Source organism: Paenibacillus sp. DS2015, from assembly GCF_050433705.1.
In the GTDB taxonomy this organism is placed as follows: domain Bacteria; phylum Bacillota; class Bacilli; order Paenibacillales; family Paenibacillaceae; genus Paenibacillus_AQ.
Map to the genome: position 1 here is coordinate 199,586 of NZ_JBNPWS010000002.1, position 26,354 is coordinate 225,939.

Sequence of the window (26,354 nt, forward strand, 5' to 3'; positions counted from 1 at the left end):
TCTTTAGTTCATTCTATATAGATAAGCTGTTAGTTTACATATAAAGGAGGTATTCCCATGTCAGTTCATTTTCTTATCGGACGTTCGGGAAGCGGTAAGACAACGACTATATTGCAGGACATCTCTGCACGACTTTGTGAGCAACCGCAAGGCAAACCTATCATTCTGCTTGTACCGGAGCAGGGTTCCTATCAAGCGGAGCATAGTCTAGTAACCTCAGGAACGATCAAAGGGAGCGTACGAGCTCAAGTGCTTAGTTTTCAGCGTCTAGCCTATCGGGTGATGCAGGAGACAGGTGGAGCAGCTCGCATAGGGATTAGTGAAGAAGGTAAAAGAATGCTTCTTTATAAAATCATCCAACGCCGTAAAGATGAGCTGAAATTATTCGGAGCATCAGGAGATCAAATGGGATTCGTAGGCAGACTAGGGCAGCTCTATACAGAAATGAAGAGATACTGTATAGATGCTGATCAAGTAGAAGGACAGCTCGCTAGCATGAGAGTAACCGGTGGAGGAACGCCCATTTTACGGGATAAGCTCGGTGACATTCTAACATTGTATCAGGATTTTGAGCAGGAGCTTTCTCCTCTTTATATCGATAATGAAGATACGCTGGTGGCGCTATCGGAAGCTGTTCCACTATCTAAATATATCGAAGATGCAGAGATATGGATTGATGGATTTCATGGCTTTACTCCCCAAGAATTTGTTGTTATCCAGCAGTTAATGAAATGTGCTTCTTCTGTGACCATCGCTCTAACATTGGATAGATCCTACAGTTTAGGAATGCTTCCTCATGAGCTTGATCTCTTTCATCCAACAGCTACAACGTACGTGAAGATGAAAGGAATGGCATCTGAGTTATGTGTGGACTCTTATGATACCGTATTGGAGCCAGACATACTCCCAAGGTTCGCAGAGAGTCCTGAGCTTGCGCATCTTGAACGTGGGTTTGATCGTCGGATTCCATGGCATGAGTATGAGAAGCAAGAGGAGGGGACTCGTTCTGGAATCTCATTGCATGTCGCCGTGAATCGCCGGATCGAGGTAGAAGGTGCACTGCGTGAAATGATACGTCTGGCACGGGATGAAGGTGTGAGATATCGTGATATGGCCATATTCGTACGCCAATTAGGAGATTACGAGCCTATTATTGCGCCTATTTTCCGTGACTATGGCGTCCCTTTCTTTCTGGATCAGAAGAGAAGCGAACTACATCATCCGTTGATAGAGTTTATAAGATCCTCTTTGGATATCGTGCAGCGGCACTGGCGATATGAGGATGTATTTCGCTGTATTAAGACAGATCTATTACTTCCACTGGATGGTTCGTTAGATCGGTCGGATATGGATCGGTTAGAGAATTATGTGATGGCAAGTGGTATTCAGGGCTACCGCTGGGGCGATGCCTATCCTTGGAAGCGAGTGCCAAGTCTGTCACTCGAAGAGGGTGACCCTGACCGGGAAAAGAGTGGGGAGCAACTGCTTGAGTTCATGGAACGATGTCGTGGTGCGGTAACAGGGCCCTTGTTTTCTTTTGAAGAAAAACTTAAGAAGGGTACAACGGCTCGTGACTTTTGTACCGCGGTTTATAATCTCCTAGAAGAGGCTGATGTTCCGCAAAAACTGGATTTATTTAGTCATGAGTCCTTGCAAAATGGACAACCAGAACTGGCTAAGGAACATCGTCAATTATGGGGCGCATTTCTCGGCTTGTTGGATCAAATTGTAGAGATGATGGGTGACGAGAAGATTGGGCTTGAATTGTTTATTGGCATTCTAGAAACGGGGCTGACGGAATTAAAGTTGGCTCTAGTCCCACCTTCTCTTGACCAAGTGTTGATCGGGAATATGGATCGGACACGGGCGAGTGGAGTGAAGTATACGTTTTTATTGGGGTTCAATGAAGGTGTTGTACCTGCAGCTTATCAAGAAGATGGTGTACTTACGGAACAAGAGCGAAGTGTACTCATAGATTCAGGTATGGAGCTTGCGCCTAGTATTTCCCGTAAGTTACTTGATGAAAGATTTCTTATCTATAATGCGCTTACCTCGGCTAGTCGTCATGTGTGGATAAGTTATGCAGCAGCTGATGAAGAGGGGAAAGCGCTACTCGCTTCCGATGTCATTAGACATATAAGGAAGATGTTTGGAAAGTTAGAGGAGAGTCCTTTATTAGGGCAACCGCTACGGGGTCAGACTCCGCAGCAACAACAAGCTTTCATAACCAGCCCACAACAAACACTGAGCCACTTGATTGTTCAACTTAGGCAGTGGAAGCAGGGAACGGAGATGCCTGTATTCTGGTGGGATGCGTATAACTGGTTCTTAGCACGTGAAGAATGGCAGGGGCCTTTAGCGATGTTGCTACGTTCACTGTTCTATCGAAATGATACGAAGGCATTGTATGCCGATACCAGCCGCAAATTATACGGGGCCAAGGTACGAACAAGCGTATCTCGAATGGAGAAATTCACAGCATGTCCATTCTCGCACTTTGCTTCACATGGATTGAAGCTGAAGGAGCGCCAAATCTATCGACTGAAAGCACCAGATATCGGTCAATTGTTCCATGCGGCTCTTAGTGATATGGCTACACGCTTACAGACCCGTAATATAAGCTGGGGAAGCCTGACAGCCGAAGAGTGCCGTCAGGAAGCGGGGATTGCTGTAGATCGCCTGACGCCACTCCTACAGGGTGAAATACTACTTAGTACCAAACGTTACGGATATATTTCTCGTAAATTAAAAAATATCGTAGGCAGAGCTTCCGTCATCCTAGGGGAACATGCTCGACGGGGCAGTTTTGAGCCAGTAGGACTGGAGCTTGATTTCGGACCGGGTAAGACACTACCTCCTTTAACCTTTCCTTTACGGAATGGTTCTGTCATGGAAGTCATTGGAAGGATTGACCGTGTGGATATGGCTCAGGGAGAGCAAGGGATGATGCTAAGGGTTATCGATTATAAGTCAAGTCAGAATGATCTACGACTTCATGAGGTTTATTATGGGCTATCCCTTCAGTTATTGACGTATCTTGATGTCCTTCTCACTTATGCGGAGGAATGGCTGGGTAAGGCGGCTATTCCTGCAGGAACGTTATATTTCCATGTCCATGATCCCATTCTACAGTCTGCGAATGGCATGAGTAATGAACAGGCGGCAGATGAACTACTCAAACGGTTCAAAATGAAAGGGTTACTTCTGTCTGATCGTGATGCCATTGCTCAGATGGATTCTACCCTTGATAAGGGTCACTCTGCGATTCTTCCGGTAGCCGTGAAGTCAGATGGAAGCTTCTACAGTAGTGCCGCTGTAGCGACGCCAGAGCAGTGGGATACACTACTATCTTCGGTTCGCAATAATATTGTGAATATTGGGACGAGAATCACTGAAGGTGACGTCGCGATTGAGCCCTATCGTATTCAGCATGAGACGGCTTGTACTTACTGTTCCTTTAAGCCCGTATGCCAATTTGACGAAGCTATTGAAGGTAGCGAATATCATGTGCTAGGCAAACCAGACAAAGCGCAGGTATGGAATTTATTGGAGCAGAACCAAGGAGGAGATACACCGTGCACGAAATAGTCAAACCCGAAAACAGCATGTGGAGCGATGACCAGTGGAAGGCTATTTCGCTTAGTGGTGATCATATCCTTGTTGCAGCAGCCGCAGGTTCAGGTAAGACAGCGGTTCTAGTAGAGAGAATTATTCGTAAAATTACCGACGAGCAACAGGGTTTTAGTGTGGAAAGGATGTTAGTGGCCACTTTCACCAAGGCAGCCGCAGCAGAAATGCGTCAGCGGATTCGTGAAGCGCTGGATAGAGCATTAGAGCAAGACCCGAGTAATGGACATTTACGTCGACAGTTATCTTTATTGGGCAGAGCGTCTATCACTACGTTACATTCATTTTGTATGGAGGTTATTCGCCGATACTATCAGTTAATACCGCTTGATCCGGGCTTTCGAATTCTTAATGAGAATGAATCTGAGATGATGAGACAGGAAATACTTGAGGAATTATTTGAAGAGAAATACGGGGAAGCAGAAGAAGGCGGTCTCTTTCTGCGCTTAGCAGATTGGTTCAGTGGTGAACGTAGCGATGATGCTGTTTATATACTCGTTCAGAAATTATATGATTTCTCACGGAGTCATCCTTGGCCTGATGATTGGCTGAGGAAGATGGCATCCGCATTCACTGTATCAGATACAGCAACACTTGGGCAAAGTCTGTGGGTAGAAAGTATTATTCAGGATGCTAAATTATCACTCGCCGGTGCAGCGGGGTTGCTTCATCAAGCGATAACACTGGCTAAGTCACCGGGGGGGCCGGCTCCTTATGTGGATAACCTTACGGATGATCTCGAAATGGTCGAGTCCCTTAGAGAGTGCCTCGAGGATTTCCCGTGGGATGCACTGTATAACGCTTTTCAAAGTGTCTCCTTCGGTAAATTAAAGAGTTGTCGTAAAGATGAGACAGATCCTGAAATACAGGAACGTGTCAAAGAGCTACGGGATAGTGTTAAGAAAACATTGAATGAGCTAAAAGGGGCTTTGTTCGGGCGTCCTGCAGAGGATTTTCTGGCTGAGCTACATGAGATTGCTCCTGTTATGGAGGAATTGTCTGAGGTTGTGATTACTTTTGGGCTGCGATATAAGGAAGCGAAGCAAGGTAGAGGACTTGTTGATTTCAGCGATCTAGAGCATTACTGTTTACAAATTTTACGTCATCCTGATTCTTCGCCAGATCAGACGTACCCGTCAGATGCAGCCATGGAATATCGGAATCAATTTGATGAGGTATTGCTAGATGAGTATCAGGATACGAATAGTGTTCAAGAAAATATCGTGAATTTGATATCTAGAGATTTACCTGGTAACCGATTCATGGTAGGAGATGTGAAGCAAAGTATCTATCGCTTTCGTCTAGCAGAACCGGGTCTTTTTCTAGAAAAATATAGTAGGTATGGTACAGTTGATAGTGAAGGTATCGTTATCGACTTGGCTCGTAATTTCAGAAGTCGTATGGAAGTAGTCAATGCGGTGAATGTGATTTTTCGTCAACTTATGAATGAGACTGTGGCCGAAATTAACTATGATGAGCGAGCAGAGCTGGTGTATGGGGCTTCTTTTCCAAGTACAGAAGGAAGTGAAATGGATTCCACATATGATCCAGAACTTTTACTTATAGATCGGGATAGCGGAGGAGCTAGAGATGCTGAGCCTGCCGAAGACGAAGAAAGTTCCTTGTTGCAAGAGGGCGAATGGCTCGAGATGGAGACGGCGCAGTTAGAAGCACGCGCAATTGCACGGAAGATCAAGGAGATGACAGGGGAAACAGGTGGAAATCCCCTGGATATTTACGATAAGTCATTAAAAATCATGCGTCCGGTACGTTATGGCGATATGGTCATTTTACTTCGTTCTGCTTATATTTGGGGTCCGTTGATCATGGAAGAACTACGTCAGCAGGGGATATCCGCAGATGGAGAACAGAACCAAGGTTATTTCGAGGCGACAGAAGTGGAGATTATGCTCTCACTATTACAAATCATTGATAATCCTCAACAGGATATTCCACTCGCTAGCGTATTGCGTTCGCCAATTGTAGGTCTGTCTGAGGAAGAACTCGCACAGATTCGACTATGTGCTAAGGGACCTTTCTATGAGGCATTAATAGCAGCTGCAGGGATGGGAAAATTAAGTGAACCCGGTTCACACTCAGCTGTTTTTGAAGAAATACAATCGACCCATAGCGAAGTCGCTGCTACGGAACAGGTTGTTACTCAAGATCTATCAAGCTCACCATCTGCGGCAGAGCAACATCTCATTTTAGATGATTATTCACTACAGTTACCCTCAGATATAGAGACTAATAATGAGGCCAAAATAGAAACCAAACTCCAACATAAGCTTGAGACTTTTCTACGTAAGTTAGAGGGCTGGCGGAATGAAGCGCGGAGGGGGAGTCTAGGCGATCTGATCTGGCATCTCTATCGTGAGACTGGTTACATGGATTGGGTTGGGGGACTTCCTGGTGGAGTACAGAGACAGAGCAATCTGACAGCGCTCTATGATAGAGCGGTGCAATATGAGCAGACGACGGCTTCGCGTGGCTTGTTTCGGTTCTTGACGTTTATATCAAGACTACGTGATAATGGCTCAGATTTAGGAAGTCCTGGAAGAGCAGACAAACAAGACAATGCAGTACGGATCATGACGATCCACAAGAGTAAGGGATTGGAATTTCCAGTCGTTTTTGTAGCAGGAATGGCTAAAACATTCAACCAGAGGGATCTAAATTCGCCATTTTTAATGCATAAGGAGCTTGGTTTTGGTCCTAAATTTGTGGATCAACAGATGCGTGTGAGTTATCCAACGCTGCCTAATCTCGCTATACGACGCCGTTCGCAGCTAGAGTTACTAGCCGAAGAAATGCGGGTCCTCTATGTGGCATTGACACGTCCTAAGGAGAAGTTAGTTCTTGTGGGTACGGCCAAAGATTTAGTCAAAAAAGTGACCGCATGGACTCAAGTTCAAGGACACAAGGAATTTATGTTGCCCGATCATATTCTCTCTAGGGGACGTAGTTACTTAGATTGGGTAGGGCCTGCGCTTATACGTCATCCAGGGGCAGAAGTACTGCGTCAGTTAGGAGGGGCTAGTGAGTTACCTTCGGCTGTATTGAACGATGATCCTTCATCATGGAGAGTATCTATACTGACCGCCGATGAGCTGTCCAAAGGAATATTGAGGGGAACAGATGAAGCAGAGGCGCCTTCACAAGATCGCGAAATGAAGCTACAAGCGATACTGAAGAAGCAACTTATTCCTACGGGATTACTGAATAGTGAGGGTAATCTGGAGGGGGCAGTCATATCAGTAGACAACAAGCTTGATTGGCGTTATCCCTATTTGTTATCGAGCACGCTATCTGCTAAAACATCCGTAACGGAAATGAAAAAGCTTATTACATTACAGGAGCATCCTTCCCTAGATTGGTTAGAAGAGAAACAACTACAGCAGGAAATGGCGAGTGCAGCTGGATCGCAGAATGTACCTACGTTGCAGCTTCAACGACCTAAGTTTATGGAAAAGAAAAACATGAGCCCTACAGAACGTGGAACCGTGTATCATACACTGATGCAGCATATTCCGCTCAACGAGGGATCTGTGGACATGCATATCGTAGAAGCTACGTTATATCGGCTTGTTGACCGCCAAATTGTGACTAAAGAGCAAGCAGATATGATCCAACCCACTGAAGTAGCAGCTATGTTTGCTAGCGATATTGGAGCAAGGTTAATGTCAGCCACTTGGGTAGCTCGAGAGATGCCCTTTAGTTATGGAATCTCAGCAGTGGAGGCCCACCAAGGACTTCATTTCGTGAAGAATCAGCTCCAGGATGAGAGTAGGATGATGATTGCTGAGCAACTGGACAAGGAGATAGTGCTTATTCAGGGGGTTGTAGATTGTATTTTTCGAGTGGAAGGGAAATTGATTCTTCTTGATTATAAAACAGATCGCGTTATAGAAGAGCGCGGTGGTGTGGAAGCCTTGATGGAACGATATCGATTCCAACTAGAACTGTACAGTAAAGCGTTAGAAGATATTCTAGGTGAACCCGTGGGTGAGATGTGGTTATATTTCTTTGACGGTTCACACGTCATCCAACTATAAGAGGATGTTCAAAAAATCATCTATTGATCACGAAGTAACACTAGTAGATTATTCGGCATCGAATCTGAGTTCAACCCTCGAAGTCCGTTGCTCATGTAGGCATTCCTACATTCCGCTACTCCTTCTTCGGTCTGTACTCACCTTCTCGGTGCTGAATAGTTGATTTTTTGAACACGGACTATAAGAGGATGTTCAAAAAATCATCTATTGATCAATGAAATAATAGAAAGAGGAGAGATAACATGCGAATATTGCATACAGGTGATTGGCATTTCGGCCGGACGCTAGAGGGAAGAAGTCGCATGAAAGAACAGGAGGATTTCGTCGATGAGCTCGTGAGAATGGCTGACGATCAACAAGCAGACGTAATCCTCATGGCAGGCGATGTGTATGACTCTGTCAATCCTCCGGCTGCCGCTGAGCAACTCTTCTATGAGGCTGCCGCAAGGTTGACTGCGAATGGACGTCCTCTTGTTGTCATAGCAGGTAATCACGACCAGCCGGAGCGTGTGTCTTCCGTGTCTCCACTTGTCACTAGGCAGGGTATAACGCTAGTGGGATTACCTGTGGCAAATGCGATAACCGTTCAAGCGAAGCGGACAGGTGAAATTGCCAAAATAGCCGCACTTCCCTATCCTTCTGAAGCTCGACTTAATGAACTCCTTATGGTAGAGGGAAGTGAAGATGATTTAAGACGAGCATACAGCGCTCGTGTTGGCAAATTAATGGAGATGTTAGCTAGCGAATTTACGCCACAGACCGTGAATTTAGCGATGAGCCATATTTATGTATTAGGTGGCGTAGAATCTGACTCGGAGCGTCCTATTCAAGTCGGGGGAGCCTACACAGTAGATCCATCTGCGCTGTCTATAGGTGCTCAGTATACTGCACTAGGTCATCTTCACCGCTCGCAAGCAGTTAAAGGAGATGGAATGGTTAGGTATAGTGGCTCTCCACTGGCTTATAGCTTTTCTGAGGCTGGGCAAGCCAAATCAGTTGCGATGCTAGACATTTCCCCTGGGGGTGGGCAACCTCGGTTTGAGGAACTATTTCTATCTTGTGGACGACCACTTGTGCGTTGGAAAGCTAAACATGGTCTAGAGGAAGTGTATCGTTGGCTGGATGAGGGACTAGACGACCATGCATTTATCGATTTAGAAATCTCCTTAACCGATGCGATGTCGCTTGGCGAAATTCAAAGACTACGTAAAAGTCGTGAAGGATTGGTACATATCCGTCCCATTTACCCAGAAATGGAAGTGGCAGAGCTCGATATGGAACGTTCACGTATGCCAGTCCATGAGCTGTTTCGTAAGTTTTACCAGCGTCAGACAGGGGGAGCGGAGCCAGATGAGGGAATGGTTCAATTATTTCTTGATTTGATTGAGGAAGATGCCACTGTTCAGGAAGAAGGGGACGTATAGATGAAGCCGATCACACTGAAACTCTCTGGATTACAAAGTTATCGTGAAGTGCAGCAGATTGATTTTGAGGACTTAACACAGATGGGCCTGTTCGGTATATTTGGGCCTACGGGGAGTGGGAAGTCAACATTACTAGATGCTATTACGTTAGCTCTATATGGCAAGGTAGAGAGAGCAGTTAACGGAACACAAGGCATTATGAACCATTCCGAGGACTCTTTGTTTGTCTCATTTACCTTTGAGCTGAATTCATCGGCAGGGCCAGAACAATATCGTGTAGAGCGTCGATTCAAAAGGTCAAATGAACTTTCCATCAGTAATACTATCAGTCGTTTTATTGAGATTACGGCAGATGGAGATCTAGTTCTTGCGGACAAACTTGTAGAAGTGACACGCTGTGTAGAAGATAAACTTGGGCTCAAAATGGATGATTTCACACGGGCAGTCGTTCTACCTCAAGGGAAATTTGCAGAGTTCTTGTCTCTAAAAGGTACCGATCGTAGACAAATGTTACAGCGCTTATTTCATTTAGAACAGTATGGCGATCAATTGGGGCAGAAGCTTAGTCGACGTGTTAAAGAGAACGAATCTTCGCTAAAGACAATAGAAGCCGAGCAACAAGGACTTGGAAATGCAGGACGTGAAGCATTGGACCAAGTGAAGAAGCACCTCGAAGAGACTATTGCACATGCTGAAACTTCTCGACGAAGATTCAAAAAAATGACTCAGCAGTCAGAGCAACTCTCTAAGATTTGGGAATGGCAGATTGAGCGAAACTATGGTCAGGTGCAACTGAAAGAACTTGCTTCTGCAGAAAGTCAGATCATCTCATTGGAGGACAGGCTAGCTAAGGCTAAAGTGGCACAGCAACTGATGCCCTTGTTAATACAATGGCAGGAGAGTAAGCGAGAGCATGAGGCTCGTATAACTAAATTTGGTGAACTAACGTTAAAAGCAAAGGAATCCGAAGAGTCGGCGCTTCGTGCCATCGAAGTAGATGATGCGGCGCAGATCAAGTTATCAAGTGAAGAACCTAAGCTACGGGTACGACACGATCAATTGGAGCAGGCTGTGAAGCTTCAACAGGAGCGAGATATTCTTCGGGATGAATGTCACCAAATAGATAAGAAACGAGTGGAGACTACAACTCAGTATACAGATCTTCAAGCGACACTTGTGAAAGAGGAAGAGTTACTGATTAAGGGACAAAAAAGGCAGACTGAACTACAAGAAGCTTTAAAGAAACTAGAGGTCCGTTCTCAGGATCGAGATATCCTAGGGCGTGCTGTACAGCGCAGACAAATGATACTCTCCTTCGAAGAGCAAGAGCATGTGATGGCTAAGGAATGCTCAGATCAAGAACGTAAACTGGCAGAAATATCATCCAGATTAGTTGAGTTTCAGCAAGAACAATCTGCGATTAATGTTATGAATATAAGTTTCATAGCTAACATCTCTCTTCTTGTAGCCAGTGTAACAGAGCAGGAAGATCGAGTTAAACAAGCGGTTCTAAGGTTGGAAACAGAGGAAGAGCAGCTACGTAAACAGCTCAAGCAACAGGAGTCTCAGGCTCTTGCACTCACGTTAGCATCACAGCTAGAAGAAGGACATGCATGCCCTGTGTGTGGTTCAGAGCACCATCCACATCCTGTAGGAGATCATTCACTTGAATTTATTGGCCCAGCACAAAGTGATTCGATCCGCCGATTGCAAGAACGATTGAGAGAGCTTACTTTTACTTTACGTCAACTGGCACACGAAGGTAGAACGATACTTGAATCCGTGGAAATTGAGCCTGTTATATCTCAGAATTCCATGGTGGCATCAACGGTTGAAGAAGCAATTGAAGATGGATGGGCACCGCAATCGTTCTCGGTAGAAAATTGGGAGAAACAGTTGATCCAGCTGGAAGAAGAAGCCACGTTAAGTTCAAAGGCTATAACAACGTTGCGACAGGAAGCTACTGGATTGAAGCAGAGATTAGATAAGATTCAACAACAACATCTGAAATATACCGCGGAAACAGAAGCTCTGCGAAGTTTCTATGAACAGACGAAGTCAAAGCTTGTGCAAGTTACAGCTGAGTTGACTAAGCTACAACAAGCTTGGAATCAAGACTTTCCTGGACTACCGATGGCAGAATCTGAGCTTAGATTCAGGGAAATGCAGGAAAAGGATAAAGAAGCCGATGCGATTAAAGAGCGGCTCGAGGTCAGTATTCCTTTTATAACTAGTAAAACAACTTCAGTCCAATCCATTGATCAGCAAATGAGAGAACTGGATAAATTGCTTATTCAGTTGCATACGCAGTGGAACGTTAAAATGGAACAATTACACGAGATGGACCTTAAACTTATCTCTTGGATTGGTGAGGAGTCTGCTAAAGAGCTCCTGTCAGACTGTAAACAACAATTACAATATCTACAGCAAGCAGTTGAACAATCCAAGCAACTCCGTCGAACGGCTGAAGATGCGAAACACGAAGTGATGAAGTTATTGGTTATGTCACAGCAGGCCGTAGAATCAGCATTTGAGCATAACGAGGCATCAACCTTAAGATGGCAGCAACAGTTAGAAGCTTCACCTTTGTCTACTTCGGAAGAGGTTGAGCGTTACTGTCTACAGAGTGAGGAAGAAGCACGGTATGCAGAGCAGGTAAGATGGCATCGAGAACAAGAGAAAGAAATGACCATGAAGCTTAGGCATCTGGAAGAGAAGCTGGCAGGTTCTTCGTTAACAGAAGAAGAATGGAATGATAGTTCTCGATTATTGGATGAAAGTCGGAATGAAGATGAACAAGCGGTTCAAGCCCGAGCGAGAGCAGAACGTGATTTAGAAGATGTAGAGCATCGGCATACACGCTGGAAGCAACTTGAGGAAATGAGAGTGGAGAAGCGAGCTAAGGGAGAGCAACTCTCTAAACTTCAATCCTGCTTACGCGGGAATGCTTTTGTTGAATACATTGCCGAAGAACAACTTATGCAAGTTAGTCAGGATGCTTCTCAGCGCCTTCGCTTTCTAACAAGACAGCGTTATTCCCTAGAGGTAGATTCTGGTGGAGGGTTTGTTATTCGTGATGACATGAATGGTGGAATACGCCGACCTGTATCGACGTTATCTGGTGGGGAAACGTTCCTAACATCACTATCGCTCGCTCTTGCTTTATCCGCGCAAATTCAGCTTCGCGGTCAATACCCGCTTCAATTCTTTTTCTTAGATGAAGGTTTCGGAACGCTTGATCCAGAGCTTCTAGATATGGTTATTACATCATTGGAACGTCTTCATAGTGATCATTTGTCTGTTGGTATTATTAGTCATGTTCCGGAGTTGAGAGCAAGACTACCACGGAAGCTAGTCATCCTCCCTGCTGAGCAAGCTGGAGGCGGTTCTCGCATTATCAAAGAAAATATGTAGAGTTTATTATAGTTAGTGATGTACGTCACAGTAACAGTAACAACCTGTTGTTATAATACAGACATAAAACCGACATCGTTTGAAGCACAGTGGACGAACTTATGAGTGAGAAAGTTACTTTCTTAACACAAGTTCGTACGACTATCAGCATACACTGCTGATTGGGTGCTTCCTTTTTTTTTGTATTTTTAGGATCGATCCGCCTAGACCTGAATATGATGTGAGTAGGCATTCATGGAATATTAGGAGGATTAGATGAAATGGAAAAGATAGATCCCCAAAAGTTGTGTCATGACCATATCCATCGTTACGTGCGCGTATGGTTAATTGACGGAAGAAATTACGATGGATTTGTGGAGAGTGTGGATGATGAACAGTTATATTTAGCTGTTCCAGTATGTCACGAAGTACCCCAAAGTGGACAGATGGGTGCAGAGAATGCGGGACATCAGGTGGGATGGAATGATCATCATGGTAATTACGGGGGGTACCCCGGCATTCAGACACGAGCGCTGTCTCAAGGCTATTACGCCTCTGCTGTAAGCGATCCAAGTGATCCAAGTCGGAGCTACCCTGTTTTCCCAGGGTATGGTTATCCGGGGTATGGATATGGAGGGTATGGCTATCCCCCATATGGACGTAGATTTAATCGTTTGATTTTACCGCTTGCTGCACTGGCGGCATTAAGTTTGCTACCTTATTATTGAAATGTTTTTATTTTCATGTAAAAAGACCGTCCGGATAAAATTTCGCGGCGGTCTTTTTGCATACTGTTTATTATCATTCCTTGTAACATTTAAGTCTATTGGACGATTCGATTCAGAATCCGTTATGATGTAATATATGTATATAGATTAAGGAGGCGGAGTGAATGGATTGTTTATTTTGCAAAATTGTCGAGGGGAGCATCCCTTCGAATAAAGTATTTGAGAACGAGAATCTATTGGTATTCCATGATATTGTGCCGGCAGCTCCTGTGCATGTGTTAATTATACCCAAGAAACATATCGATTCGATGAACGAAGTGACTACAGAAGATCTACCTTTAATTGCTGAGATTCATCAAGTAGCACAACAGGTCGCTAAGGATCTAGGTGTCAATGAATCGGGTTATAGACTAATCAATAACTGTGGACCCGATAGTGGACAGGCCGTACAACACCTTCACTATCATTTGCTTGGAGGAGCTAAAATAGGTGCTCTAACAGGCATATCTAGCTCACATCAATCATAAGCTTCTATTTTTAAGTATAAGAATTTTATAAAAAAAAAGTTGTAAGGTTGACACTCTATTTCCCTTTCACATATAATATAAGTTGATGAACCGTGTTATACTCTTGGACGGTCTGGTCGGAGGGAGGGAAAACTGGTGTCTGAAACGAAAGTTCGTAAAAATGAGACAATCGATGCTGCACTTCGTCGCTTTAAACGTTCCATCGCTAAAGATGGCGTCTTGGCTGAGGTGAAAAAACGTAAACATTATGAAAAGCCAAGCGTTAAGAAAAAGCTAAAGTCTGAGGCTGCTCGTAAAAGAAAGTTCTAGGAGGATTTAACAATTATGAATCTTAGCGAGCGATTGAACGAAGACATGAAGCAAGCAATGAAGAGTAAAGATAAATTCACACTCTCCACCATTCGAATGGTTCGTTCGACTATAAAGAATCTTGAAATAGATTTAAAAAGAGCTTTGGATGACAACGAAGTGCTTGATATCTTAGGTCGTGAAATCAAACAGCGCAAAGATGCCCTCTATGAGTATGAAAAAGCAGGACGCGATGAACTTGCCGCAAATGCAAAAACAGAAATTGAATTGATTAGCCAGTATCTCCCAACCCAGCTTTCTGAAGAAGAAATTAAAGTCATTGTACAGCAGACCATCCATGAAACCGGTGCTTCTTCGAAAGCCGAGATGGGGAAATTGATGAGTGCCCTTATGCCTAAGGTAAAGGGACTCGCTGACGGCAAACTAGTGAACCAATTGGTTCAACAATTTCTGCAATAAACATAACAGAGACACCCCTTGATTCTTAAGGGGTGTTTTTTATTTTTGAAACTTCAAATAGACTGAAACGTACTAACTCACATAAGTTGGACACATAATACTTAAAAGCGGGATCAATTAGTCGACAATTCAGCACCCACCAAGAGGTGAGGTTCAATGACTTTTTGAACAACCCCTTAGAGGGTTGAATTATTGAAGAGAGAAAGGAGGTAAACGATGAATTTTATGAAAAGGATTGTGTCATCCTTAGTTTTGACTCTGCTTGTGATAGGTCTGGTTCTTCCGATACTTGGCGAAACGGTTAATGCTACTACAGTAACACCTAAAGAAGATGTTAAAAGTGGGGCTGTATACATTATTCCAGTGGATCAGAATATCGAACAAGGACTTGAGAAATTCATGGAGCGGGGGTTTAAGGAAGCCGAGAGCATGAACGCATCACTTATTGTGCTTGAGATTAATACCCCGGGTGGACGGGTAGATTCAGCAGAGAAGATTAGTACGATGATTCGCCAGAGTCCAATCAAGACCGTGGCATACATAAGTGGTGATGCTGCTTCTGCTGGAAGTTACATCGCTTTAAATGCGAACAATATTGTGATGGCACCTGGGAGTATGATCGGGGCAGCTGTCCTTGTAGATGGGGTGACAGGTAACCCCATTGAAGATCCGAAGACAGTCGCATTTTGGAAGTCCAAGATGAAAGGTGCAGCTGAAATTAATGGACGTAATTCTAAAATAGCTGAAGGTATGACTGACGTCAATATAGTAGTCGATATGCCCGAAATTGATTACATCAAGGGCAAAGGAGATATTATTTCCTTGACGAGTGATCAGGCTCGTAAAGTTGGTTATGCAGATGAGATCGCTAATACTGTAGAAGAAGCCATAGCTGTAATGGGCTATTCTACGGATGATGTGTTTCGAATTGAACATACGGGTGCTGAAAAAGTAGCGGAGTTTCTAACCAACCGTATTGTGATGACCCTACTTCTATTCATGGGGATTGCAGGTGTGATTATTGAATTAATTGTTCCTGGATTTGGAGTTCCAGGTATTCTTGGTATTGCTGGATTCGGTCTCTATTTCTTCGGTAACTATGTGGCAGGATTCGCTGGATCAGAAACATGGGTACTCTTTATCATTGGTCTGGTTATGTTAGCACTGGAATTGTTTATTCCAAGTTTCGGTATACTAGGTTTACTGGGATCAGCATGTCTTATTGTCGGCGTAGTTCGTGCAGCTTATAGTACTTCTCATGTTGCATTATCATTGGGAGTCGCTAGCGTATCTGCCCTAATAGTAATCATTATTGTAGCCATGCTCTTTAAGAAACGTGGTATATGGAATCGATTCATACTGAAGGACTCTCTAACCAAAGAAAAGGGATATATCCCCGCTGCAAGTAAAGAAGATCTACTGGGCAAGAATGGTGTTAGTGTTACCCCCCTTCGCCCTGCGGGAACCGTATTAATTGATGGAGAGCGGTATGATGTAGTTACAGATGGAGAATTTATCGGAAGTAACATGACTATTCATGTTGTGAAGGTCGAGGGTTCTCGTATTGTTGTAAAACCGATTATTGATTAAGCTGTCTAGTATCTAGCAAGCATCAATATCAGTCATATTATTTACTATATTCCAAATTAAATAGAAAAAATGGAGGATGAACAAATCTATGGATGCTACATTAATTCCTATTCTGTTGATTGCTGTAGTAGCGATCATTGTTTTAAGCGTATTTTTTAGCTTTTTCCCAGTTATGCTATGGATTGCGGCCCTATCATCAGGCGTACGCATTAGCATTATCACATTGGTAGCCATGAGGTTGCGTCGTGTTACACCAAGTAGAATTGTTAATCCTATGATCAAGGCTACTAAAGCCGGCCTAGGACTTGATATTAACCAGTTGGAAAGTCACTATTTAGCAGGGGGTAATGTAGACCGTGTAGTTAATGCATTGATTGCTGCACAACGTGCGAATATTCCATTGGAATTTGAACGTGCGGCTGCCATTGATCTAGCTGGTCGTGATGTGTTACAAGCTGTTCAAATGAGTGTTAATCCACGTGTCATCGAAACTCCAATTGTAGCTGCAGTTGCGAAGAACGGGATTGAAGTAAAAGTTAAGGCACGGGTTACCGTACGCGCGAATATCGATCGTTTGGTCGGTGGCGCGGGTGAAGAGACAATTATTGCTCGTGTTGGTGAAGGGATTGTAACAACCGTTGGTTCTAGTGATTCTCATAAAGACGTATTAGAGAACCCAGATATGATCTCCCGCACGGTTCTTTCTAAAGGATTGGATGCTGGAACGGCGTTTGAAATCCTGTCCATTGATATCGCGGATGTGGATGTTGGTAAAAATATCGGTGCGTATTTGCAAACCGAGCAAGCAGAGGCAGACAAGAGAATTGCTCAAGCGAAGGCTGAAGAACGTCGTGCAATGGCTGTAGCACAAGAACAAGAAATGAAGGCTCGTGTTATTGAGATGAGAGCGAAGGTTGTAGAAGCTGAATCAGACGTACCGCTTGCCATGGCAGAGGCACTTCGTTCTGGAAAGCTTGGTGTTATGGATTACATGAATCTCAAAAATATCGAGGCGGATACTCAAATGAGAGGATCTATCGGTAAAACAGGAGACGGTGGAGATAGTTCTAACAATCCACAAAAATAATGAATAGGGAATGATATCCCATGAGTATTATTTATATTATAGCTGTTGTCGGATTTGCTATTTATTCTGCAATTGGAAAAAAAGGCAAACCAAATCAAGGAGACAAGTCAAGTGGTATGCCGACATTTGGTGGACCGCGCGATGTCGCAGAACGTCCTGCTAGAACGAATGACGATAGAAGAAATGATTATCCATCATCTTCTTCACCAATGATGGAGATGGATGATCGGCGCTTCACTGATGTTCCTGAATATCAGTCTGTATCATCGGTTGATTACGAGAGTGGTGAAGGTGTATCTCAGATGTGGCAAGAAAGTTCACTCGAGGACTCCATGGAAGGTCGCCAGCAGATGATGCAGAACGATATCAATCGTGTAACCGCTGCGCTCGATAAGATTGCAGGTGGAAATGCTCAAGTTGAAGATGCGTATAGGTTGTCGGATGATTCGTTAAATCGGCACTCTGCGATTTACAATGCAGAAAATTTAAAAACTGGGGTCATGTGGGCAGAAATTTTAGGTCCACCACGATCTAAGATTGCGTACGTACGTCGTAAATTATAAAAGTATTGTCTATAGTTTGAACTAAATTTTTCTGAAAAGAAGGTGTCCCACAAGCCATGAGAATGGCTGGGGGCATCTTCTTTTTGTGCTGACTTTGCTGTCGATCCGTAAATGCTTACATAAAAGTCATCATCATAGCATATGGTTTACAGTACAGGAAAGGGGAAGACATTCGTATGACCCGGATCAGCCGTAAGCTGCGAAATTGGACATATGAGTTGTTTGATTTACCGCAGGATATCATATTTGATTTGCCAAGGTTGACAATGGTCGGTAATAAAGAGCTACTTATTGAAAACCATCGCGGTGTACTTCATTTCTCGTCAGAGAAGTTAACTCTTTCGCTTACCCAAGGCTCACTTGAGGTCGAGGGATCGGAGCTGATGATTCGGTCTATTTTGTCTCAGGAAGTGATGATAGAGGGTACGATTGTAAATATTAAATACATAGGAACGGAGGGGACTCCTTGAAAATCCCAACGCTAACTCATTTACGTGGATATGTTGTTATACTCATTTCTAAAGGGAATCTAGAATCGTTTATTAACGCCTTAACACAATCAGGTATTCACGTATGGGATGTGAATCCGTCTGGAATGAATACTGCGGAAATGAAAGTGCTGATAAAAGATTTTCATGATCTCCGTCCCTTGTTGAAACGGACAGGCTGCCGTGTGCATGTTAAGAAGCGGGTGGGTATTCCTTTTCAAATGGCTAAGCTTGAACAGCGTAAGTTTTTTGCCGTAGGGATGATTACCTTTGTTCTATTACTCTTTCTCTTCTCCTCTCTAGTCTGGGATGTGAAGGTTGAAGGTAACGTGACGATAGCATCAGAAGATATATTAGAAGCCGCTCAGAAAGAAGGGATATATCCTTTTCAGTGGACTTTTCGTCTAAAGCATCTGGACAAGTTATCTAAAGAGCTGAATATGAAGCTTCCGGGCACTTCCTGGGTCGGGGTAGATAAAAAAGGGACGAGTATCACGATTCACATCGTGGAGGCCTCAGAGCCCGAGCCTAAGCCGCTTGTGAGCCCAAGGCATTTGATAAGTAAAAGCGATGCGGTGATTACAGAAATATATGCGGAGCAGGGCAAGCCGCTTGTGGCTAAGAATATTAGGGTGAAGAAAGGCCAGATACTAATATCTGGACTCCTTGGTGATGAAGAGAACTCACAGGCTGTTGTGGCTAAGGGGGAAGTAAAGGGCTTAGTGTGGCATGAATATAATATACAAGTACCTATTGTGCAGAAGCATAAGGTATATACAGGCGAATCCAGAAATAGGAATTACCTTGTATTGGGTAACTGGGGTATTCAATTTTGGGGGTACGGTAAAGTTCCATATGAGAAGTATGATATAGTAGAGGAGCAAGATCCATTAACATGGCGTTCGTTGAAGCTTTCTGTAGGTTGGATGACAGAGAAAATAATGGAAACAGAAATCACAAGTGAGACCATTTCGAGCGAGAAAGCTAAAAAGCTAGGATTTGAAGGCGCAATCCGTGATATTTTAGCCAAATATGGAAATGATTCTAAGGTGATTAGCCAAAAAATTTTGCATGAGAAGAAAGAGAATGGTAAAGTTTATATGAAAGTGCTTTTTGAAGTGGAAGAGAAGATAACAGAAGAACGAACTATAGTATACGACCAAGGAGAATGAGGCTTTTGTCAGAGTACACGCACAGCACACAAATATCACTTCAGAACGCGGGGGAAGGCTTAGCTATATTCGGACCCCAGGATACTTTTCTAAAAATGATTGAGGCCCAAATACCCGCACAGATTGATTCACGTGAAGCTGAGATCACTATTCGTGGACAAGACCGCGAAGTACAAATGCTACAGCAATTGTTCGAGGTGATGCTTCAGCTTGTTCGTAATGGATACGTTTTAACGGAACGTGACGTGCTGTATGCGATTGACTTGGCTAAGGATTTTAGAGCAGATCAATTACTAGATCTTTTCAAGGGAGAAATTACTACAACTTATCGTGGGAAGCCGATTAGAGTTAAAACGATCGGTCAGAAGCATTATGTAACGACGATCAAGAAACGTGATATCGTATTCGCCATTGGACCTGCAGGAACAGGGAAAACATATTTGGCGGTTGTATTGGCAGTGGCTGCGCTGAAGGAAGGTTCTGTTAAAAAGATCGTTCTTACTCGTCCAGCTGTTGAAGCTGGAGAGAATTTAGGATTCCTTCCAGGTGATTTGCAGGAAAAAGTAGATCCATATCTCCGGCCGTTGTATGATGCCTTATTTGATGTCATGGGTCCAGACCAGACGGCTAAGTCTCTTGAAAGAGGGCTTATTGAAATTGCACCTCTTGCTTATATGCGGGGACGGACGCTTGAAGATGCCTTTGTTATTCTGGATGAAGCACAGAACACGACGCCTGAGCAAATGAAGATGTTCCTAACACGGCTAGGATTTGGCTCCAAAATGGTGATCACAGGTGATGTGACTCAAATCGACTTACCACGAGGTAAAAAGTCTGGGCTTGTAGAAGCTAATGCTATCCTCAGCATCATTGATGAGATTGGTTTCGTGTACTTCACGGAACAGGACGTGGTCCGACATTCATTGGTACAGAAAATTATAGTCGCTTATGATCGAGCTGCAGAAAACCAAGGATAGAGGGGATTGTCTCTATGGCTTCGAAGCAACTATTGACTGAAAAATCATTGTCAATTAAAAATAATGGTCTCAAGTATAGCGTGATGGCACGCTATACTCTGTTTTTATTTCTTGTGTTGTTATTCTATATTAGTCTAGCACCTCAGCTCCTGCCTGAACGCTACGATATTCAGGTTGGAACACATAGTGAGAAAGAAATTACGTCGCCTATGCAAATTCCGAACAATAAGGCGACATTGAAAGCTCAGGAAGAGGCCGCTGATAAAGTACAGCCAATGTATAGCATCATTCCATTGCGGAATGAGAGCTTAGCTGTACAAATTCTTGATCGAATTGATCGGTTGAATCAAGATGATCAAGTATCTAGTCAAGATAAAGTATCGATTTATCGACAAGAAATTCCACAGAGGGCAGAGGATTTCATTCAGAGTTTTGTGAATTCCAATAATAGCTCTGGTACATACTCGGACAAGCTAATAGATGAAATGCTACAAGTCATCGATCAGCAAATCTATCGTATCCCTGAAGAGACTTTTATTAAGATTCCAAGGCTGAGTAACGAGGACATTCAGGAAATGAAACCTGTAGCTAGAGAAATCGTCTCTAAGCTAAACACGGATCAGGTAATTGATGCTCAGATTGCAAGAGCTAAAGTGGCGGAATTGGTGAGTACAAGTACGCTTACTCAACGAACAGCTAGAGAAGTGGTGCAGGAAATTGCACGGCTAGCGATTACTGCGAACAAGTTCTATGACGATGAGAAGACGAAGGAAGCTAAAGTACAAGCGCGTGAGAATACGGCGACTGTATTTGTTAAGCAAGGCGACATCTTAGTGAAAAAAGGACAAATGATAACAGAGGAAACCTATGCGCTCTTATCTGAGAATGAGCTGCTCAAAAATCAAGTCAATTATTGGCCGCAGCTAGGGTTGCTAATGCTTTCTGCTTTGCTTTCTTTTGGATTATATATGTTTATTCGGCATTTCAGTACCCATACATTTAAATATAATAATGCCCAGTTGCTAATGCTTATCTTAATCTTTACGATCACGATTGTATCGATGCATGTCATAGGTATTATTCAGAACAATGTGAGTTTCAATATTGGATTCCTAGCTCCTGTAGCCGTAGGTGCCATGTTAGTCACATTACTCTTGGATATGACACTTGCGTTCTTTTGTACGATGATCTTTAGTATTCTGTCAAGCATCATCTTGAATGTGTATCAAGGTCAAATATTTGATTTTAATATTGGATTTTTTACTTTGACGGTTTCCTATGTTGCTATATTTGCCATTCATCGGGCGAGTCAACGTTCCTCTTTGCTTAAGGGGGGGATTATGGTGAGTCTCTTCGGTTCATTAATTGTCTTTATTCTGACTCTTATTGATGCTGGGGAGTGGGATCAGATTCAAACATTATATACGATTGGATTTGCATTTGCGGGTGGATTGTTAACGGCGATTCTTGTGATCGGACTGATGCCGTTTTTTGAAGTCACCTTTGGTATTCTGTCAGCTCTGAAGCTAGTGGAACTATCGAATCCGAACCATCCCTTGCTACGGAAGTTGTTAACGGAGACGCCGGGAACATATCATCATAGTGTAATGGTGGGTAATCTATCAGAAGCGGCAGCAGAAGCTATCGGTGGTGATGGGTTGCTGTGTAGAGTAGGTTCCTATTATCATGATATTGGGAAGACTAAACGCCCAAGTTATTTCATTGAGAACCAGAACAATATCGAGAATCCACATGATTCCATCGATCCTAAGCTGAGTAAGTCGATTATTATTGCCCATGCTAGAGATGGTGTGGAAATGCTGAAGGACTATAAGCTTCCAAAGCCGATCAGGGATATTGCAGAACAACACCATGGGACGACATTTTTGCATTTCTTTTATCAGAAGGCACTCAAAAAGGCAGAAGACCAAGGCATAGAGCCGGATTTCACGGAACTTGATTTCCGTTATCCAGGTCCCAAAGCTCAATCTAAAGAGTCTGCTGTGGTAGGGATTGCAGATAGTGTAGAGGCTGCAGTAAGGTCACTGAGGAATCCAACGGTAGAGCAAGTCGAGGTTATGATTGAAAAAATTATAAAGAGCCGTCTGGATGATCATCAATTTAACGATTGTGATCTAACCTTGAAAGAACTAGACATCATAGGTAAAACGCTTAAAGAAAGCGTGATGGGAATATTCCATTCTCGAATTGAATATCCAGAAGAAATCAAGAAAACGTCCTAGGGCAGAGTGTCTATCATATCAAGAAGGAGCGTTTAATATATGAGTCTTCAACTAGCTTGGAATAACGAGCAGAATGAGCTGGAAATTAGTGATACCCTCATATCTATGCTGGAATCAGCCTTGGAAAAGGCAGGCGAGTCTGAAGGTGTATTAGATGGTGAAGTGGAGCTAACGTTTGTAAATGATGATCAAATTCATGAGTTGAACCGTGACTACCGGGGCATCGACCGACCTACAGATGTGCTCTCATTTGCCATGAATGAGTCTTTGGATGGTGAATTAGAAATTGTGTACGAATTAGAAGAAGGCGAGGAGTTGGAGAACGTTCCTGATGTGCTTGGGGACATTATCATCTCCGTAACTCGAGCTAAATTACAAAGTGAAGAGTACGGGCATTCGTTGGACCGAGAAATTGGTTTCCTATTTGTTCATGGTTTCTTGCACCTTCTAGGCTATGATCATCAGGATAAAGCATCTGAGGATGAAATGATGGGCAAGCAGGAAGCCGTTCTAACTCAAGTAGGTTTGGGAAGGTAATGGGTATGAAATCCTTCCTATCTTCATTTAAATATGCGACGGAAGGGATTCGTTACGCTGTCACAACGCAAGTTAACATGAAAGTTCATGTTATAGTTGCTGTGGCTGTCATAACCGTAGCTGCCTGCGTACATGTATCTTCTGTTGACTGGTTGTTTCTTCTTCTTGCGATTACACTTGTGATGATGGCGGAGTTATTTAATACGGCATTAGAAGCCGTTGTCGATAGGACCTCTCTAGAGATTCATCCTTTAGCTAAGGCTGCCAAAGATACTGCCGCAGGAGCTGTGCTTCTTACTGCGGCTTTTGCCGTGGTCGTTGGTATTATTGTATTTTATAGACCCATTATGGACTTATTTAGAGGGTAGTTACCGAATTAAAGGGTTCTAATCCAAGGTTTTAAGTTGGATCACGATTTGGAGGAATGGATATGGATTCGGTAACTTTATTACAAGAAGCTATGAAGGCAAGAACCAAGGCATATGTTCCCTATTCTCATTTCGCTGTCGGGGCAGCATTGGTTGATGCTGATGGACAGATACATTATGGGTGCAATGTAGAGAACGCTGCGTATGGTCCTTCAAACTGCGCCGAGAGAACTGCACTCTTCCGTGCTATCGCTGACGGGCATCAAGCAGGTAGTTTCAAGGCTCTAGCCGTTGTAGGGGATACAGACGGTCCTATTGCCCCCTGTGGGGTGTGTCGTCAGGTCATGATTGAGTTATGTGGCCCCAATATGCCTGTTATAATGGGGAATATGAAGGGTGACATCCGTGAAACAACAGTAAAAGATTTACTTCCAGATGCATTTGGACCCTCAGATCTGGAAAGAACTAATGGTTAAGATATAATATAGATAGATGGGATTTCACAGGAGGATGTTATTGTAATGGCTAAAACTAAATTTAAATCAGGTTTTGTCGGTATTGTCGGCAGACCCAATGTAGGTAAATCAACACTTATGAATCAAGTGATTGGGCAAAAGATAGCAATTATGTCAGATAAACCACAGACCACCCGTAATAAGATTCACGGCGTGTATACAACAGAAACGTCTCAAATCGTTTTTCTAGATACACCAGGAATCCATAAACGTCAATCCAAGCTTGGCGATTACATGAATCAGACGGCTCTTAACACATTAGGTGAGGTTGAGGTTGTGTTGTTTCTTGTAGATGCTTCTGAAGGAATGGGCGGCGGAGACCGTTATATTATAGAACAAATGAAGAATGTTAGAACGCCAATTATTCTAGTGTTGAACAAAATTGATCGGATCGATCCACCTGCTTTACTACCGCTTATTGAAGGATATCGGAAGTTGTATGACTTTGCGGAAATCATTCCGGTTTCAGCAAAAAACGGAAACAACGTGAGTACTTTATTAGGGCAACTTGATAACTATTTACCGGAAGGTCCACAGTATTATCCCGCTGATCAGATTACAGATCATCCAGAGCAATTTGTATGCGCAGAGTTAATTCGGGAGAAGATACTGCGTTTAACGCGGGAGGAGATTCCACACTCTATCGCTGTTACTATTGAAGCTATGAGTGTCGAGGATAATGGTGTAGTGAACATCTCGGCTGTTATTTTCGTTGAACGTGATTCGCAAAAAGGGATTGTTATCGGCAAACAAGGAGCTTTGCTCAAAGAAATTGGTCAATTGGCACGTCATGATATTCAGAACTTGCTTGGCTCCAAAATTTTTCTGGAACTATGGGTTAAAGTTAAAAAAGATTGGCGTAACCAAGATCGAGTTCTCCGTGATTTAGGCTTCCACCGCGAAGTATAACATCTTCTCAAGTTTGTCAGGATTTGCAACACATAGATTACCGGACATCGCACATGCTAACTTCGAAGATGCAAACGTCATTTCCGAAGAGAGGATGAATACGTATGCGAGATTTCTCGTGGAAGTATTTTGTAATGACTGGAGATGTCGATGCCTACATGCTTTTTAAAGAAGCAGGTAGCACGATAAGCGATGAGATTGCTGACAACGTTGTAGGGGAAGAGACGGTAAATTATGAAGAAAACGAATGAATGGTTGCTCCGTGAATGGTTGGGGGAAGAATCATGCTCTACAGGGTGGAAGGTATCGTCATCCGCAGCATGGACTACGGTGAAGGGAACAAAATCATTACGCTTTGCACCGAAAACACGGGTAAAATAGGTGTATTGGTAAGAGGGGCAAAGAAAGTAAAGAGCCGGCACGCTGCCTTGACACAATTATTTACAATAGGTGAGTATGTATTTTTTAGGACGGGCACTGGCTTAGGTACACTTAATGCAGGCGAAATTAATGAATCTCATCACCGTTTAAGGGGAGACCTTACGATGGCTGCATATGCTTCTTACGCGTGTGAATTGCTTGATCGTATTGTCCATGATGAGGAAACAGGTAGCTTCTGGTTTCAACAGCTGAGAGCTTGTCTTACAGCTCTAGAGGAAGGTAAGGACCCCGGTATCATCCTCAATATTTATGAGATGAAAATATTACAAACGGCTGGTTATGCGCCACAAATGGACACGTGTATTTTTTGTGATCAGGAACGAAGTGATGATCAGTTGTTGCTTAGTCCACGGCTCGGAGGAGTACTTTGTAAATATTGTAAGCATCATGATATGCAGGCAATGACGATGAGCCCACGCGCGCTTAAATTACTGCGTGTGTTCTCAAGACTTGATTTGAGAAACCTTGGAAATATTGATGTTAAGGAAGAAACGAAGGCGGAGTTAAAGGTGATTATGAGAGCCTTTATTGATCAGCAGCTGGGACTTCAACTAAAGTCCAGAAATTTTTTGGATCAGATGGATAAGTACGGAATATAAGCGTTGGATATAGTTTGACAATCGTAAATTACTAATGGTACGATATTCAGCATATACATGATTTCATAATTTATGCGTTGAACGAGAAATTAGCCGTTAGCATCCTATTATAATATTAGCGAGCTGGGGAAGGTGGAAGCCCAGTGGGAGGGTAATGGTTAGAGGCATCTCGGGAGCATGAGAATGAATGAGTAAAAGTGAATTGCGAGTAAGCCATAAGGGCTGAGGCGTAATTAAGTAGGGTGGAACCGCGGGGAATATTAGTTCTCGTCCCTATGTCTGTACAGCAGGCGTAGGAGCGAGGGCTTTTTTGCTGTACAGAGATCGAAAAATTTCAAGGATA

At 43.4% G+C, this 26,354-nt stretch carries 21 protein-coding genes; all 21 read left to right on the forward strand.

Going from position 1 to position 26,354, the window contains the following annotated elements; translation table 11 throughout:
- Window positions 1-57 precede the first annotated feature (57 nt).
- The 21 genes from addB to recO all read left to right on the forward strand — a co-directional run bounded on the left by addB (window position 58) and on the right by recO (window position 26,011).
- Window positions 58-3,588: a helicase-exonuclease AddAB subunit AddB gene (addB, locus tag J2T13_RS02740; protein ID WP_429368090.1), complete on the forward strand. Its 3,531-nt coding sequence runs from the start codon at window positions 58-60 to the stop codon at window positions 3,586-3,588.
- A complete protein-coding gene (addA, locus tag J2T13_RS02745) occupies window positions 3,537-7,682 on the forward strand; it encodes a helicase-exonuclease AddAB subunit AddA (protein ID WP_429368092.1) in 4,146 nt (1,381 codons plus the stop codon). Before addB ends, addA begins: the two co-directional genes overlap by 52 nt.
- Before the next feature lie 242 nt (window positions 7,683-7,924).
- Window positions 7,925-9,106 (forward strand): exonuclease SbcCD subunit D, encoded by a 1,182-nt coding sequence (locus J2T13_RS02750; protein ID WP_429368094.1) that lies wholly within the window; start codon window positions 7,925-7,927, stop codon window positions 9,104-9,106.
- On the forward strand, window positions 9,107-12,520 hold the full coding sequence (locus tag J2T13_RS02755) for an SbcC/MukB-like Walker B domain-containing protein (protein ID WP_429368096.1): 3,414 nt from the start codon (window positions 9,107-9,109) through the stop codon (window positions 12,518-12,520).
- A gap of 260 nt (window positions 12,521-12,780) precedes the next feature.
- Window positions 12,781-13,227, forward strand: a complete 447-nt coding sequence (locus J2T13_RS02760; protein ID WP_429368098.1) for a hypothetical protein — start codon at window positions 12,781-12,783, stop codon at window positions 13,225-13,227.
- Window positions 13,228-13,391: 164 nt separating this feature from the next.
- A complete protein-coding gene (locus tag J2T13_RS02765; protein ID WP_429368100.1) occupies window positions 13,392-13,754 on the forward strand; it encodes a histidine triad nucleotide-binding protein in 363 nt (120 codons plus the stop codon).
- Between the two features lie 135 nt (window positions 13,755-13,889).
- Window positions 13,890-14,063, forward strand: coding sequence for a 30S ribosomal protein S21 (gene rpsU, locus J2T13_RS02770; protein ID WP_036657994.1), 174 nt, complete (start codon window positions 13,890-13,892; stop codon window positions 14,061-14,063).
- Window positions 14,064-14,078: 15 nt separating this feature from the next.
- Window positions 14,079-14,522 carry a GatB/YqeY domain-containing protein gene (locus J2T13_RS02775; protein ID WP_429368104.1) on the forward strand — a complete coding sequence of 148 codons (444 nt, stop codon included), beginning with the start codon at window positions 14,079-14,081 and terminating at the stop codon, window positions 14,520-14,522.
- A 216-nt stretch (window positions 14,523-14,738) separates the two neighbouring features.
- Window positions 14,739-16,112, forward strand: coding sequence for an NfeD family protein (locus tag J2T13_RS02780; RefSeq protein ID WP_429368106.1), 1,374 nt, complete (start codon window positions 14,739-14,741; stop codon window positions 16,110-16,112).
- Between the two features lie 88 nt (window positions 16,113-16,200).
- Window positions 16,201-17,199 (forward strand): flotillin-like protein FloA, encoded by a 999-nt coding sequence (gene floA, locus J2T13_RS02785; protein WP_429368108.1) that lies wholly within the window; start codon window positions 16,201-16,203, stop codon window positions 17,197-17,199.
- 20 nt (window positions 17,200-17,219) lie between these two features.
- Window positions 17,220-17,762: a hypothetical protein gene (locus J2T13_RS02790; protein WP_429368110.1), complete on the forward strand. Its 543-nt coding sequence runs from the start codon at window positions 17,220-17,222 to the stop codon at window positions 17,760-17,762.
- 176 nt (window positions 17,763-17,938) lie between these two features.
- Window positions 17,939-18,232 carry a sporulation protein YqfC gene (yqfC, locus tag J2T13_RS02795; protein ID WP_429368112.1) on the forward strand — a complete coding sequence of 98 codons (294 nt, stop codon included), beginning with the start codon at window positions 17,939-17,941 and terminating at the stop codon, window positions 18,230-18,232.
- Entirely contained in the window at window positions 18,229-19,422 is a 1,194-nt protein-coding gene (gene yqfD, locus J2T13_RS02800) for a sporulation protein YqfD (protein ID WP_429368114.1), read from the forward strand. Before yqfC ends, yqfD begins: the two co-directional genes overlap by 4 nt.
- 5 nt (window positions 19,423-19,427) lie before the next feature.
- A complete protein-coding gene (locus J2T13_RS02805; RefSeq protein ID WP_429368116.1) occupies window positions 19,428-20,399 on the forward strand; it encodes a PhoH family protein in 972 nt (323 codons plus the stop codon).
- A 14-nt stretch (window positions 20,400-20,413) separates the two neighbouring features.
- Window positions 20,414-22,642, forward strand: coding sequence for an HD family phosphohydrolase (locus J2T13_RS02810; protein ID WP_429368118.1), 2,229 nt, complete (start codon window positions 20,414-20,416; stop codon window positions 22,640-22,642).
- Window positions 22,643-22,681: 39 nt separating this feature from the next.
- Window positions 22,682-23,179 carry an rRNA maturation RNase YbeY gene (gene ybeY, locus J2T13_RS02815; protein WP_429368120.1) on the forward strand — a complete coding sequence of 166 codons (498 nt, stop codon included), beginning with the start codon at window positions 22,682-22,684 and terminating at the stop codon, window positions 23,177-23,179.
- Window positions 23,180-23,184: 5 nt separating this feature from the next.
- Window positions 23,185-23,547 carry a diacylglycerol kinase gene (locus J2T13_RS02820; RefSeq protein WP_429368122.1) on the forward strand — a complete coding sequence of 121 codons (363 nt, stop codon included), beginning with the start codon at window positions 23,185-23,187 and terminating at the stop codon, window positions 23,545-23,547.
- A 62-nt stretch (window positions 23,548-23,609) separates the two neighbouring features.
- Window positions 23,610-24,023, forward strand: a complete 414-nt coding sequence (gene cdd / locus J2T13_RS02825; RefSeq protein WP_429368124.1) for a cytidine deaminase — start codon at window positions 23,610-23,612, stop codon at window positions 24,021-24,023.
- Window positions 24,024-24,068: 45 nt separating this feature from the next.
- Window positions 24,069-24,971, forward strand: a complete 903-nt coding sequence (era, locus tag J2T13_RS02830; protein WP_429368126.1) for a GTPase Era — start codon at window positions 24,069-24,071, stop codon at window positions 24,969-24,971.
- Window positions 24,972-25,075: 104 nt separating this feature from the next.
- Window positions 25,076-25,222 (forward strand): YqzL family protein, encoded by a 147-nt coding sequence (locus J2T13_RS02835; protein WP_429368128.1) that lies wholly within the window; start codon window positions 25,076-25,078, stop codon window positions 25,220-25,222.
- 33 nt (window positions 25,223-25,255) lie between these two features.
- Window positions 25,256-26,011: a DNA repair protein RecO gene (gene recO, locus J2T13_RS02840; protein ID WP_429368130.1), complete on the forward strand. Its 756-nt coding sequence runs from the start codon at window positions 25,256-25,258 to the stop codon at window positions 26,009-26,011.
- Window positions 26,012-26,354 lie beyond the last annotated feature (343 nt).